Genomic DNA, 13364 nt, shown 5'->3' on the forward strand with positions numbered 1-13364 from the left:
GCGCCTTTGCGAACGCGGAAGCTCTAGGTTGCTGGCGGCAATGCTCGGCCTGATAGGACGGCCGCAGCGGCGGCTCCTGGGTTCTTCCGGATTGAGCATTCCCAGAGGCGGACCACGGTCCAGCCGGCCTGCTCCGCAAGTTGGGTGCTGCGGCGGTCCCGATTCCGGTTCCGTTCGAACTTTTCTGCCCAGAGGGCGGCGTTCGGTCCGGCTATTGGTGTCCTGCGGCCGTGCACCGGGCAGGAATGCCAGTAGTCGCCGTCGACGAAGACCGCGATCTTGTGTTTGGGCAGGACCAGATCTGGTGTGCAGCCGGGCGTGAGCTGACGGTGGAGGCGGAACCTGGCTCCTGCGGCGTGCAGGGCTTTGCGGAGGAGCAGTTCCGGTTCTGTGTTGGTCTTTCTCCTGCCGCGGAGGTGGCGGCCCTGGTCAGTGCTCTGCCACTGGTGCATCGTCGTTCCGTGGATCGTCGGGGTGGAACGCTGCGACGACTTGGCGGGCGAGCCGTGGTGGTACGCAGTTGCCGATCTGGGCTTGCACGGACGACCGGCTGCCGACGAACTCGAAGTTGTCTCGGAAGGTGAACAGGCGCTTGAGTTCATTGACTCGGAGGCGGCGGTTCTCCCAGTGGAAGGGGCCGATGTATGGACCTGGCTGGGCTTGGACCGTCGGTGACGGGCGGTCGGGCGACAGTTTCAGCAGGAAGGACCAGTACTTGCTGCGCCAGCGGAACTGAGGGTTCGGGTGGCCGCGCTGTTCGGTGTAGAAGAGATAGTTGTCGCCCGGTGGAATGTCGGGCAGTAGGTGGCCGTACTTGCCGCCGACCTGCTCGCTTGGTTCTGGTTCGGAGATCACGCCGAGGAGCGCTTCTCCAGCGGTGACGTGGGGTCTCGCGACGACGCCGGTGGCGCGTCGCTCCCACTGGCCACCGTGCGTTGCCGCAGGATGCTCGGGTAGAGGGAGTTTGGACTTGCGGCGCACGCCGAGGATGAACAGCCGAGGCCGGGACTGTGGGACCCCGTAGTCGGCGGCGTTGAGTACCTTCGGTACGGCGTCATAGCCGGCTTCGTCGATCTCGCGCAGGAGTCGTTCGTATGCGGGTCGGCTGGCGGTGTTGTTATAGGTCAAGGCGTAGACGTTCTCGAGGACGAACCGGTCTGGCTGGGCCTCGCGCAGGACACGTGTGTACTCCTGCAGCAGGGAGGCGGTGGGGTCCAGTCCTTGTCGTTTCCATTCGAGCCAGAAGCCCGACTTGGAGAACGGTGTGCATGGAGGGCCGCCGATGAGGAGGTCGGGTCGCTCGCTTGCGGCGAGGCCAGCGGCGGTGAGGATCTCTTCGGTGGTTACCTCGACGATGCTCCGGTTGATCACGGGTGAGTGGAGGTGGTCGAAGTTCTTCTCCATGGTGGCGGCAGCGTCGCGGTCCCACTCCACCGCGGCCCGTACCTGGTAGCCCGCTTGCTCCGCGCCCTCGTCCAGGCCGCCCGCGCCAGCGAACAACGATATCGCCACGCCATGCATAGCCATGCCGCCGATCATGCCAGACTTGCGGTGAACAGCAAGTGACCCATGCCGCGCCTATGACGAGGTCACCGCCGCAGCCCGCCGTTCGGCGTGGTTTTTCTTGCTGATCTTGCCGGTTCCACCGGAGTATGCCGGTGAAGCTCTGTGGGTCACAGCCCGGCCAGGCTGCTGAGCTTGGAGTAGATGTGGCCCTGTCGGCGGAGCAGCTCGTAGCTGGACACGACGGTGAACATGCGGGGTGGGGCAACGGCGGCGTCGCCGAGCGGCTGGTAGCCGTCGCGTCGCAGCTGGTCAAAGGCTCGGCGGAGCCGGGTCGACGGGTTACGTTCTCCTTCGAGTGGGTGACTTACCAGGACGACTTGTTCGTCGTACTGGTCGCGGAGTGCTGGCATGTCGCAGACGATGTCGGCCTGCCAGCCGGGGAAGCTTTCGGCGAAGCGATGTACCAGGGTTGTTGCGCGTTCGGCGTCCTCCGAGAGGTCAGCGGGTTTGCCCTGTATGAGGTCGAGCACGTTGAGGGCGAGGCGCCAGTCGAGCATGGGATGATACGGGCTGTTGGCATGGTCTCGGAGGCAGTCGTAGCAGGACGAGTCGCACGGGCGTGGCCGTCGGCCGTCGGTGACGGGTTCGGTGTGGCTGCGAAGGTCGTCGCTATGCCGTACGGCTTCGCTGAGCAGGTCGTGAGGGTGCTGGCCGAGCCAGGTCGCGTAGCCGGCACCGTTCTCGAGAGCGTCGGCGAGGAAGACGTCGGCTCTTACGTGGCTTCCGTCGCCGCGAGGGTGGATGCCGACGACGAGTTCTCGGGACTCCACGTCGAGCAGGCTGGCGGCAGCTCGGCGCAGCAGCGTGCCGACTGAAATCCACGCGGCCCTGGCCGCAAGGCGTCGTGGGTCGAGGTCCAAGCCGTGGTCTTCCTCGGCGAGGCCGATGAGCACGGCGTCAGTGAGCTTGACTGCGGCGAGCGTGAGCTGGTGCGTCGCGCTGGGCGTAGCGGTGGCAAGGCTGGTCAGCCCGAGGTCGCGGGCGCGGTCAGGGTCAGCGATCAGGTCGAGGTCGAGCAGGCCGTCGTAGCTGTTGAACTCGCCGAAGCGGTAGCCGTCGCCGCGGCCTTCGTTGACGCGGACGGTGCGGGCTTTGGCGCTGCGCAGGCGCATGTTGAGGTGTTCGGTCGTCTCGAGGTGCGTGCCGTGGTCGACGGACAGTCGAGCGGACCCGGCGCGGGGTGCGTACTCGAAGGTGCCGTCGTAGTCCTGCGGGGTGTAGGACGTGCGGAACCCGAGGGGCTGGCATGCGTCGACGGTGCGGAAGAGACCTTGGTCGGCTCGGGCGCCACATTGCGGGCACTGGGTTTGTTGGGCGTCGTCGAGGGTCAGTGCCAGGCAGTCGTCGCAAAGGCCGATCTGGCGTCGTTCCCCGATCGGGGGGACGGGCTGCCATCGTGGACCGCGCTGTTCGTAGGCGACGAGGCCGACAGCGGTGTGCAGCGCCTTGTCCTTGACGATTTCGGCGCCGGGCGCGAACTCGGAGACGGCGATGTCGATGTCCCTGTTAATCAGGCCGGTAGGGTCGCTACCTGCCGGCCGCTCGGTGTAGAGGTCGCGGGAGCGGGTCGGGAACCCGAACATTGGCAAGATGCCTGCCTCTGCCAGCCGCTGTGCCAGGGCGTCGGCGCCGATCGGCTGGCCGGCCACCTGGTCAACGTTTGACACTAGTTGGCTGGTTGCCCATTCGGTCATGGCTTCGCGCTGTGGCAGCAAGGGGTGCCTTTCGTCGATCAGCACCTGGCCGATGCGCCGGATCTCCTCACGGTTGTCACGCACCCAGTCGCTGACCTGGTCCTTCACCAGCGGCCAGTCGGCCGCGAGCCCGAACTCGCCGTGGACGTTCCGTCCGACCTGCCAGCCGAGTGTCGAGGTGGCGCTGGCGAATGCTTGACGCAGGACTTCGGCGGCGAGTGACCGTCGGATGATGTCCGCGCTGTTCATGTCGACGTACGGCGCGGGCGGGGGGTCGCCGGTGATCCGGTCGGGGTGCTGAAAGTAGTGGTCGTCGTGTGAGCGGGTGCCGCGGCACAGCGTCAGCGCGACCGACAGGTGCTGGCCGCGTCGGCCGGCACGGCCGACGCGCTGCTGGTAGTTGAACCGTTGGGGTGGCATGTTGGCCATGACCACGGCGTTGAGCGGGCCGATGTCGACGCCGGCCTCCATGGTGGTGGTGACGCTGAGCAGGTCGATCTCGTCGACCAGGCGGATCTCGTCGTTGAGGAACACTTCCTGGAAGCGTGCCTGGCGTGACTGTGCCTCGAGCTTGTCGGTCTGGCCGGTGAGTTCCTCGCAGTGCAGCCGGAACGGCGCGCCGGCGGTGGTGGCGAGATGTGTGTAGTAGTCCTGGTCGGGCTGCAGCGGTTCGCCTTCGGCGTCGAGCTTGGCGTAGCACAGCACGCAGGTCCCGGCTGAGGCGTGCAGGTGCCGGCGGCGGCAACGTGGGCACGTCCACTGGTGGGTGCCGCCGGGCAGGATCCGGACCTCGCTGCTGCTGAGCCGATGGCCGTCGGTGGCGACGCGCAGCGCGGCCGTTACGTTGGTTATTAGCTCCTGCTCGTTGACGGAGTGTCGGGCTGCGACGGCGCGGAGGTACTTTCGGGCCGCAGAGTGGAGCTGGTCGGAGGGTGGTCGGCGCTGTTCGGGAAACTGTCTGCGCAGGCCGAGCAGCCGGACGGTAGACAGGCATGCCTGACGGAAGGCGTCCTCGGAGAGTCCGGCCGTGCCGGTAGTGGCCAGGTGGTGTTCGACCATGCCGAGGCCGAGAGACTCCAGGTCGCGTCCTCCGCCGGCGAAGCAGGCCTGCTGGACCTCCCGCATCAGCATCTCATCGATTTTTGCCTGGAGGCCCTGGAGTTCGGGGGCGAGGGAGTTCGTGGGCTGTCTGGTGGCTGGGGTCTGGTTCCAGTCGTAGAGCTTGGTCCAGGCGCGGCCGTCTCGGCCGTATGCGGAGATCGCTGGTCCGGCCGGGTTGACGCCCAGCGCAAGCAGGCTGGCGGCACAGGTGTTCGCGAGCTCGACGATGGTCCGGCTGCGGCGACGCCGCTGTTCGGCCTCGACGAGCGCTTGGTCGGCCGGGGTGGCATTGCCGTGGGCGACGCTGATCACGGCCATCATGACGTCGGGAGGCAGCTGTTGCAGGGCCTGCTTTGCTGCTGGGTCTACCTGTGGCTGGAACGCCTGGAGGGCGAGCGTTACGGCGTCGGGCTGGGCCAGGGCGCTCACGACGAGCTGGCGCACGAGGTCCTGGTAGTGAGCGCGTTCCAGCCCTGCTGAGATCCGTGCTGACTCTTGACGGCTGTCGCTGAACACCACGAGCTTGCTGTTTAGCCGTCGGCGCAGCGCGTCGGCCAGGACCTGATTGGTCTTCTCGAAACCGGTACCCATGGTTCGGATCGGAGACCGGGAGCGTGACGGGTCCTCGAGACGCCTGGTGTTGCGGAACATCTCGCGGTCTTCGTCGCATGCGGGGCAGACGGTCGGCAAGGCGGGCAACGAGGCCTTGGCCTGGTCTGGGTTGGCTGCCACGACGTAGGCGTAGCCGTTGGGCTCAGCTGACGCTCGCAGCTCTCCGCTGAACGGGTTGAGGTGAGCCGCGGCGAACCCCAGTGTGTAGGTCGGCCGTGACCGGTCACCAGGCCGGCCGCCTTGTCGGGTCCGTTGGGCGAGGTTGAGGTCGGTGCGGGACCCGTCGGTGGGCAGGAACACCGAGTAGTTCGCGGCGGTCCGCTCCGTGGAGGCCCGGTCAGGGATGCGTTCCAGGTTGGTCACCGTCGACACGAGGTAGCGGCTGGGCTGGGCGCCGACAGGCTCGCTGTTGTAGCCGCCGAGGTACAGCTCTCCGCAGGTGTCGCAGTAGAGCAGCTCGAGGACCTGTCCGCCGCAGTCGCAGCGGTACTGCGGCCGGGAGAACAGCCGGCCGACCAGACGTCGTACGCCTGGTGACGGCAGGCCTGGGGGGACCTGGTCGCAGTTTCGGTTCGCGCACGCCCAGATGCCGGTGATGTTGCGGAAGAACATGTGGGAGCGTAGCCGGATGTCGGCTTCCGGCATCCCGTCGAGACGGCCGATGAGGGCGTCGAGAGCCGAGCGCTTCGCTTGGCTGTCGCCGTCCGCCGTGCTGGAGAAGACCGCCTCGGCCACGTCTGCGGTGGCTCGGGCTCGGGTGGCGCCTTGTGCGTCGACGAACGCTGCCTGCAGGGCCGAGCGGACCTCGTCGAGCGGCGGCAGCTGGCCGGCGTCCACACGGTCGGCCCAGCCAGCAAGGTTGGCCGGTCCGGCATGGTTGACCTGCTGACCGGGCAGGACGACGAACCGGTCGGCTGGGCGGGCGAAGAAACTGGACAGAAACCGCATGTCGTCGGCGCGGGTGGCGTCGAGGGATGCAGAAGTGGCGACGACCGACAGCTGCGGGCTGTCCCCGGACAGGCCGACACGGTCGAGGAACTTACGCAGCAGGTAGCTCACCTCGGTGCCCTGCGTGCCGCGGTACATGTGCAGCTCGTCGACGACGACGGTCAGCACATGGTCCGGTGACGCGGCGATCCAGGCGCGGGTCGCGTCGAAGATCGGTGCCTCGTCGCTGCGCATGAGCATGATGTTGAGCATGCTGTAGTTGGTGATGAGGACGTCTGGCGGTGCGTCCTGCATGTCCCAGCGGGTAACCATCTCGGCGCCGGCTGGGCGTTGCAGGTAGTACCTGTTGTCCTTCGGGGTGCGGCCCGGGTCGCTGGCGATCTGTGCCTCGAGGGCACGGTACCGGTTCTCGATCGCCACCAGGTGCTCGCGCAGCTTCGTCGTGTTGTGCGCGTTGCGCACGCCGGAGACAGGCGTCCGCCCGGTGTACCTGCCGAAGTAGAACGGTTGGCCGGAGCGGTGGCTGTCGAACCAGGAACGGGCTGCCGGCGAGTCCAGGCTGCGCCGAAGTCGCATCAGCTGGTCCTCGACCAGCGCGTTCATCGGGTACAGCACGAGCGCACGCACGGCGGCAGGTCGTGTCGCGGACGCTTGCCGCTGCGGTACATAGTTGGCGCCGGTCTGCCACCAGGGCTGTCCAGCCGTCTGCCGGCCGCCCGACCATCGCTGTGATTCTTTCGCCAGCCGCGCCAGGACGGGAAGCAGGAACGACTCGGTCTTGCCCGAGCCCGTCCCGGACGTAACGACCACGTCGTGGCCTGCCATGCTGGAGCGCAGCGCCTGCGCCTGGTGCGTCCAGGGCTGCTGGACACCGGCCAGCAGCCCCGCCTGCAGCAGTCCGGCAAGGTCTGCGACGCCCACCTCGGCGCACAGCTGGGCCACATCGGCGCCGTCCTTCGCCCATGCGGGCAGCATCTCGAGGTACGGCTCCTGCAGCATGGTGGCCGGCTCGTGCAGCAGCTGCCACAGCTCCTCGGCGACCGACACGTCGCGCACGGAGTACGCGGTGCTGTAGTACCGGCTGAAGAAGCTATCGAGCTGCCCTTGGACGGCCAGCGGCGACAAACCGGACACTTGAGTCTCCCTGTGGCATGAGCTGGAGCGGCTGTTCGAGCGACGCAGCCACCGCGCGGGCGAACGGCTCGTCGATGTTGGCATAGCGGACGTAGCGTGCCAGCCCGCGCCAGCCCGCCGTTGAGGCTACCTCGACGGGCACCGGCAGCAGGCCACTCTTCAACACTGCGCACCGGCCCTGCGGTAACGGCAGCTGGTGGCGGGCGGGCACGAGCAGCTCCCGTCGACCCGGGTTGAAGTGCAGCACCTGCCGCCGGATCCGGGCAAGCTCCGCGTAGACCACGGTCCGCTTGTCAGCGACAAAACCGACACCACCGACCCGGTAGACGTACCTGGGCACGCCGTAGCGCTGGTACTCATATGCGCCGCTGCGTGAATCGTCAGTGCATGGGCGCCACTCGAGCTGTCCGGACGTCTCCGAGACGACCAGCCGTCGAGGCTCGATGCCGGCCGGGCCGCGCAGGCTTGGACGGGCCCGAAGCATCTGCGGCAGGGACGGCAGCATCGCAACGAGCCGGTCGGCCGCCCAGGCGCCATGGTGGATGCCGAGCAGCTCGCACAGGCACTGTGCGGCGGCTTCGTCCTCGACAGCTACATAGCGCGCGGACGGCCCGTTCGGCTGCGGGACGCGCGGATGGAACAGCACACTGGCCGAGAGCGCCACGACCCGCGCGTCAGGATCGCACTCGAGACTGTCCAGCCGTTGCAACAGGTACCGGGGCTGCGCACCGACCAGCAGGGCCAGGCCGCCACTGTTGGACATCGTCGTCAAGGTGGGCGGTGCGACAGCCCAGTGCTGCTGCTCCCAGTCGACCTCGACATGTCCCAGGTGCTGGAGGTTGGTCAACGCGACCGCCCACGACAGCTGAGCGCTGGCCGCCCGGCCTGCAAGCCACTCATACGTCTCCCGGAACGCGCGCATGGAACCTTCGCCACGCTCCGAGCACCACAGCAACAGCTTGTCGAACACCTACAGTCCACCATCCACGTACGCACGCCAGCGAGCTTCCTCGTCAGGCCCGGCGGGGAAGGTGGCTGGCCGCTGCTCATCGGTCACCAGCTGGCGCCAGCGCACCCTGGTGAGTACGTCCGGTGCGCGGGTCGGAGCGGGGCCAGGTGCTGGGCGCGCGCCGCCGACCCATTGCACCCGGCGAGACCGGGCCAGCACCGTGACGACCCACTCGACCGGGAACGGCACACCGACCAGTGCTGGTTCGAGGTCCACGTCCGAGGGCGGGAGGCCAAGGTCTTCGAGCCAGCGGGGCGCGGCCGGATAGATACGGGCACACTCACGTCTCGCCGAGCTGCCCAGGACATGCACTTCGCCACCGACCCGCAGCAGGGCCCGCTGCACCGGGTCCGTCTCGCCCAGATCGTGGATGCTCATCGCCGCTGCGCCGCTCCACCACCGCGCCGGGCAGCTGGCAGCCTCGCGTAGGTCGACAGGGAGTGGGTCAAGCCATCCATGTCCTGTCGCGGTGACGTGCACCGCGTGTCCCATCATGGGCCGTGGCGCGGTCTCCCGCAGCCGGTCGACCAGCCTGATGGTCATCTTCCGCGGTCCGACTGTAATCTCGTGCGCCGCCGCAGGGAGCTCCAGGCCGGACAACTGGAGCGCCACCTCGATTGTTGGGTCGACCAGGTGCTCTTCGCCGGCCACGGTCACCTTGGCGTCTCCGCCGGCAGGTACGACCACGTCGGGTGGGCCATCGGTGAGATAGACGGGCTCGTGTGCGTGGACTCGGAGGCCGCCCTGCAACGTCGCTAGACGTCCGGCCCTTGGCGAGAGCACCGCCAACGGCGGCGGAAGTGACGCACTGCGTTGGGGCACGAACCGGGCGAAAGCCACCCAGCCTTGTGGAACCACGGCCCGCCGCGCCAGCACAGCCTCCCCGTCGGTCGCTGCAGCAGCAGCCGGAACCTCGTCGGCCAGGTGGGTCCGCACCAGTATGCGGTGCTCCACGCCTGCCTCCGCGTCGTCGACGCTGGCCCAAGCACCGAGGAAGTCGTTGATCCGGAACAGGTAGCAGTCCCGGCTGGGCAGCAGCAGCCGCAGCGGACCAACAACACGGTCAACGTCCAGCCCGGGTCCGAGTAGCCATGACGCCGGAAGCCAGTTCCACTGCCCTGCCTGCGGCTGCCAGCCCCACGCCGAGACATCCGGCAGAGCGGCCCCTGGCGGCACCTGTACCGCGAGGCCGAACGGCTCACCACCGGCCTGCGACGTCAGCGCGACGCGCAGGCACAGCCGTCCGCGCTCATCCCGGGCGGTACCGTCGAATCGAAGCAGCTCGGCATGCAGCATGTCCGCCAGCAGCCATTCCGCCTCAGCATTGGCGGCCACCTCCGCGAGCCGGCCGCCACGGCCAGCTGTCTTGCACCACTCCCGAAGCCGCAGCAACAGCTCCATGCCGTCGATGTCCTCATGCGGATGGGCGCCGATCGCCCGGAAGAACACCGCCAGCCGTCCCCGGTCCGCTCCTCGCAGCACAGCCTGCGACAGTGACCACCCGATGTTCTCCATGTTGGGACGGGTCCGCGCCGTTGGCAGCCCGAACGCGCCTCCAGCTGCCTCCAGCCACTCCTGGAGGTACTCCCACAGCATCGGCACCACGTCGCCGTAGCTAGGAACGGTGCCCGCACCACTCAGGTCCAGCACCTGGCGCAGCGGCCAGTAGTACGAGTAAGCACCGCGGCCGCCACCCTCCCGCGGCCCCATGCGGCTAGCAGCAAGCACCGTTGCGCCAAGCACCGCCGCAAACGGCGGTGTCCCCCTCGATCCCCTGCTACGCCAGCGAACCGCATCCTGCAACGGGTTCACAAATGGCCGTGGACCGTGCACAACCGACCGCACTGCCGCCTGAAAGTCGTCCACAGCCGTTGCTGCTGACCAGCCCTGCTCCTCAGCTATGACCCGAAGCGTGTCATCGTCAACCGAGAGATACACCGGCGTCTGCGCCATGCTCGGGGCGAAGAAGTGGGCCACGATCGCCTCGTTCCAGCTCTCGTAGTCCACAGACCACCTCCCACCACGACGCAACGGCTCGGAAGCCGGGCACAAACCCATGCAACAATCTCGGCGCTCCATCCTCCCGCGGCTAGACCTGGAACGACATACGAACTTCAGACATTTACAACGAGCACAACGGGCCTTCGAAGACCGGCCTCACGCTCGATAGGGCCGAGTTGACGGCCTCCGCCCGACTCGTCTGCGGACGACGCCGTACGTCCCGCCGGCACGCGCCTCGAGCACGTGGCGGGCACCCGACACGGCCTGGCACGACCAGGTCCAGGGAGCAGCACCTGGTGGGCCGTGAGCTTGCCGCCAACCCCTGCGCTGGACCCGACGGTGTCCTTGGCAGAATCCGCTTATGGCGGACACCGTCGCAGGACGCTCCTACGCAAGGGTTTACAGAACACTCAAAAAGGACGACCTGCACAGGTACCTGACCGACGCGGTCGAACGGTCCGGCGGACGCCTGCTGTACGCCAGCGCACCCAACCGCGCGCCCGTCTTCCTCGGAGTGGAGACACCCGGTGGAGAGCGGATCGGTGTCATGGTCTACCCCTTCAGGGCAACACACAACAAGATCAAGAACCGGCCACAGGACGAACATCGCCTGCAGATCCGCCTCGGCGAGGACAAGAGCTGGAAGCAGGTCCATCCGCTCGGCAGGGACGTCGGTCTGGTGGACACCACGCTGGTACTCGGCATCCACCTGGAAGCCGACCTCTTCGTGGGCTTGGACGCCAACCTGTACGACCCGCTTCCTATGGGCATCTCAGTCGAGTTCAAGCAGGCGCACGTCGACGCCACCCAGCGACCGAGCGGATGGCACGTATTCGAACGCGACAACGTCAGTGGCTCGCAGCGTCCCACCCCGCGGGCCCCGCAGGGCCTCGAGACCGTCGTGCTGTTCAAACCGGACCGCCTGCTGGACTTCGTACGTCTCGAACGCAAGGCGTCGGACCTCGGCCTCGACTCGGCGCTGCGGTTCGCCACCGCGCAGGCCGCAACCACCCCGGACAGCACGACGGCGCGCACCGTCGCCACGGTCCACGACCTGGAAGAGCAATTCGAGATGACAGCCGCCGAGATCATGGAGGTCATCAGCAACCGGTCCCGTCTGGCCGTCGCAGTCCGAGGCGGCGTCGCGGAGCACCATCTTGGGCGAGCCCTCGAAGCCGACCCCAACGTCGCCGCATACACGCCGCTGGACAAGGACGGCCAACATGACTTCGACGTCGTGCTCCAAGACGGCCGAACAGTTCGCGTCGAATGCAAGAACGCGTCTCCCACCGTGTACAGGAACGGCGACATGAAGGTGGAGGTGCAGAAGACCCGCGCCACCCAGAACGACCCTGCGGGCCGGCTGTACCGCCATGACCAGTTCGACATCGTCGCGGCCTGCTTGTTCGCGCCCACTGGCCAGTGGCGCTTCGTGTACCGCTCGACCAGCCTGCTCACGCGTCATCCCCGCTACGACGACCGGCTGGCACCCGTGCAGCGCATCACGGACGGATGGTCAACCGGCGTCCTGGGCGCGACCGAGTCCCTGGGCTGACATCACACCACCACAAGGGCTGACAACCGGCGACGTCCCCCACACCTGTCGGCTGCCACGGTCGCATCTGGGCGTGCCGCGAGCCCAACCCCATGACATTCATGGATCGCGTCGGCCATGCACGGCGCGTCCGGAAAGCCGCGCGCTCGTCGGCTACCGTGCGGGCATGGATCCTTTCGCCCGCGCCCGGTCCGCAGCGCTGGACGCGTTGACGGGAGACGTAACCGGTCGGATCGCCTGGTACTACCACCACGGCGGCAATTACGCCGGGGGGTCGTTCCTGTCCATCGAACCGAACGACCCGGCGCGTGTGACGGCCGCCGACCTGTTCGCAGTGGCGTTGCCCAATGCCGACATCGGCCCCCGTGCGGCACGCCGCGTCCTCGGTGACCGTCAGCTTGCTATCGAGCTGCAGGCCGTGCCGACGAACGTCCGCCTCGAGGACACTGACGACACGACGCTCGACGCAGTGGACCGATGCTACGAGACAGTGAAACGGCTGTTCGTTGACTCGACAGCCAGGCAGTCGGAGCCATGGGTAGCACCGGCGAAGCTCATGGCTCGGAAACGCCCCTGGCTGCTGCCAGTGCGTGACAAGAAGGTCCGGCGGTTCCTAGGCATCGAACAACCCTACTGGTACCGGACGGACTGGAAGATCTACCAGAGCCTCATGCGCGACGAGGAGGTACGAGGACTGCTCAACGACCTGGCCGCCCCCGACCCACCGCTGCGCGTACTCGACGTGGCACTGTGGACGAAGGCGAGGCAGTAGCATGCCGATCTTGCTCAAGCACCAGCCCTGGAACAACGGAACACAGGAGGAGCGCGACTACGAGGTCGAATGGAACATGTGGCAGCGCAGACAGCCGCCGTTCCATGACCTCGAGGTCGGCACCCAGGTGGTTCTCGTCAGCGCGGGCGGCCCGAACGCGGGCAAACTGACCTGGCAGGTCGAGGTCGTTGACGTCATCAAGGGCCGGTACGAGACCCATGACGAAGCCTGGCGCCTGATACGGCCGCTCGGGGTTCCGAAGGCCGTTTTCATGAACCAGGACTACACCGTCAACGCTGCTCCGGCTGGCTGGCTTCTGGCCTGGGCCTACCGGCCGGTCCGGAAGATCATGCAGCCGCGTACGGCGGAGCACCACATCGGGCGAAACGGCTGGGGCGTCACCGACGCTGTGCAGGTCGGTGGTGGCAATGCCGGAGACGGGCAGGGTCGGCTACCTGATCCGCAGCTGCGACGGAAGGTCGAGCTCGCCGCGATGCGTAAAGTCCGGGAGTGGCTGGTTGACCAAGGGTACGGCAGTCGCAGCATTCGTGACACGTCGGCGACCTGCCCATACGACTACGAGGTCGGACCCGCCCATGCACCGAAGCTCCGGGTGGAGGTCAAAGGCACGCTTGGCGGACGCGGGCCGGTCATCGTCACGGCCGGCGAGGTGTTGTCGGCGCGCCAGGGAGGCGTCCGCACAGCGCTCGCTGTCGTTCATGACATCGAGCTGACCCTGCGAGTTGACGGCACCTGGGAGGCCACCGGCGGCCAGGTCTGGGTCGACGAGCACTGGGTGCCCACCGACGAGACCCTCGAGCCGCTGCAGTACCGGCACCAGCCTGACTTCGGTCGTTGACAGCACGGCGCCCGGGAAGTCCTACGAGCAAGTGCGGCCGCCCGAGACGAGTCGGCTTGAACGTTGGCCGCCGCGCTGTGATGGCCTCTTGCGTAAAACTAAAGTGCTGATGG

General features: G+C 67.5%; 8 protein-coding genes. 3 read left to right on the forward strand and 5 right to left on the reverse strand.

The genetic code is table 11. The annotated features are described in order from the left end of the window. Nucleotides 1-23 precede the first annotated feature (23 nt). The 5 genes from Drose_RS38955 to Drose_RS01560 all read right to left on the reverse strand — a co-directional run bounded on the left by Drose_RS38955 (nucleotide 24) and on the right by Drose_RS01560 (nucleotide 10071). A complete protein-coding gene (locus Drose_RS38955) occupies nucleotides 24-452 on the reverse strand; it encodes a very short patch repair endonuclease (RefSeq protein WP_390891304.1) in 429 nt (142 codons plus the stop codon). Further along, nucleotides 430-1527: a DNA cytosine methyltransferase gene (locus tag Drose_RS01545; protein ID WP_260726381.1), complete on the reverse strand. Its 1098-nt coding sequence runs from the start codon at nucleotides 1525-1527 to the stop codon at nucleotides 430-432. The genes Drose_RS38955 and Drose_RS01545 overlap by 23 nt, the downstream gene beginning before the upstream one ends. 146 nt (nucleotides 1528-1673) lie before the next feature. Then, nucleotides 1674-7055: a DEAD/DEAH box helicase gene (locus tag Drose_RS01550; RefSeq protein WP_260726382.1), complete on the reverse strand. Its 5382-nt coding sequence runs from the start codon at nucleotides 7053-7055 to the stop codon at nucleotides 1674-1676. Then, the gene (locus tag Drose_RS01555; RefSeq protein ID WP_260726383.1) at nucleotides 7012-8025 is read right to left on the reverse strand and encodes a hypothetical protein; all 1014 of its coding nucleotides are present in this window, start codon (nucleotides 8023-8025) and stop codon (nucleotides 7012-7014) included. Before Drose_RS01555 ends, Drose_RS01550 begins: the two co-directional genes overlap by 44 nt. Beyond that, the gene (locus tag Drose_RS01560) at nucleotides 8026-10071 is read right to left on the reverse strand and encodes a hypothetical protein (protein ID WP_260726384.1); all 2046 of its coding nucleotides are present in this window, start codon (nucleotides 10069-10071) and stop codon (nucleotides 8026-8028) included. It lies immediately after the preceding gene. A gap of 355 nt (nucleotides 10072-10426) precedes the next feature. On the opposite strand from Drose_RS01560, the gene Drose_RS01565 reads away from it, so the two are divergent. The 3 genes from Drose_RS01565 (at nucleotide 10427) to Drose_RS01575 (ending at nucleotide 13251) form a co-directional block, all read left to right on the forward strand. Beyond that, complete coding sequence (locus Drose_RS01565; protein WP_260726385.1) at nucleotides 10427-11620, forward strand: hypothetical protein; 1194 nt, start codon at nucleotides 10427-10429, stop codon at nucleotides 11618-11620. Between the two features lie 166 nt (nucleotides 11621-11786). Next, a complete protein-coding gene (locus Drose_RS01570) occupies nucleotides 11787-12392 on the forward strand; it encodes a DUF6308 family protein (RefSeq protein ID WP_260726386.1) in 606 nt (201 codons plus the stop codon). A gap of 10 nt (nucleotides 12393-12402) precedes the next feature. After that, nucleotides 12403-13251, forward strand: a complete 849-nt coding sequence (locus Drose_RS01575; RefSeq protein ID WP_260726387.1) for a DUF3883 domain-containing protein — start codon at nucleotides 12403-12405, stop codon at nucleotides 13249-13251. Nucleotides 13252-13364: the final 113 nt, after the last annotated feature.

It is taken from the genome of Dactylosporangium roseum, assembly GCF_025264685.1.
Classification (GTDB): Bacteria; Actinomycetota; Actinomycetes; order Mycobacteriales; family Micromonosporaceae; genus Dactylosporangium; species Dactylosporangium roseum.

Coding starts and splice junctions, on each gene's coding strand:
- Drose_RS01565 (WP_260726385.1), top strand. CDS start 10,427: ATGGCGGACACCGTCGCAGGACGCTCCTACGCAAGGGTTTACAGAACA.
- Drose_RS01545 (WP_260726381.1), bottom strand. CDS start 1,527: ATGGCTATGCATGGCGTGGCGATATCGTTGTTCGCTGGCGCGGGCGGC.
- Drose_RS01570 (WP_260726386.1), top strand. CDS start 11,787: ATGGATCCTTTCGCCCGCGCCCGGTCCGCAGCGCTGGACGCGTTGACG.
- Drose_RS38955 (WP_390891304.1), bottom strand. CDS start 452: ATGCACCAGTGGCAGAGCACTGACCAGGGCCGCCACCTCCGCGGCAGG.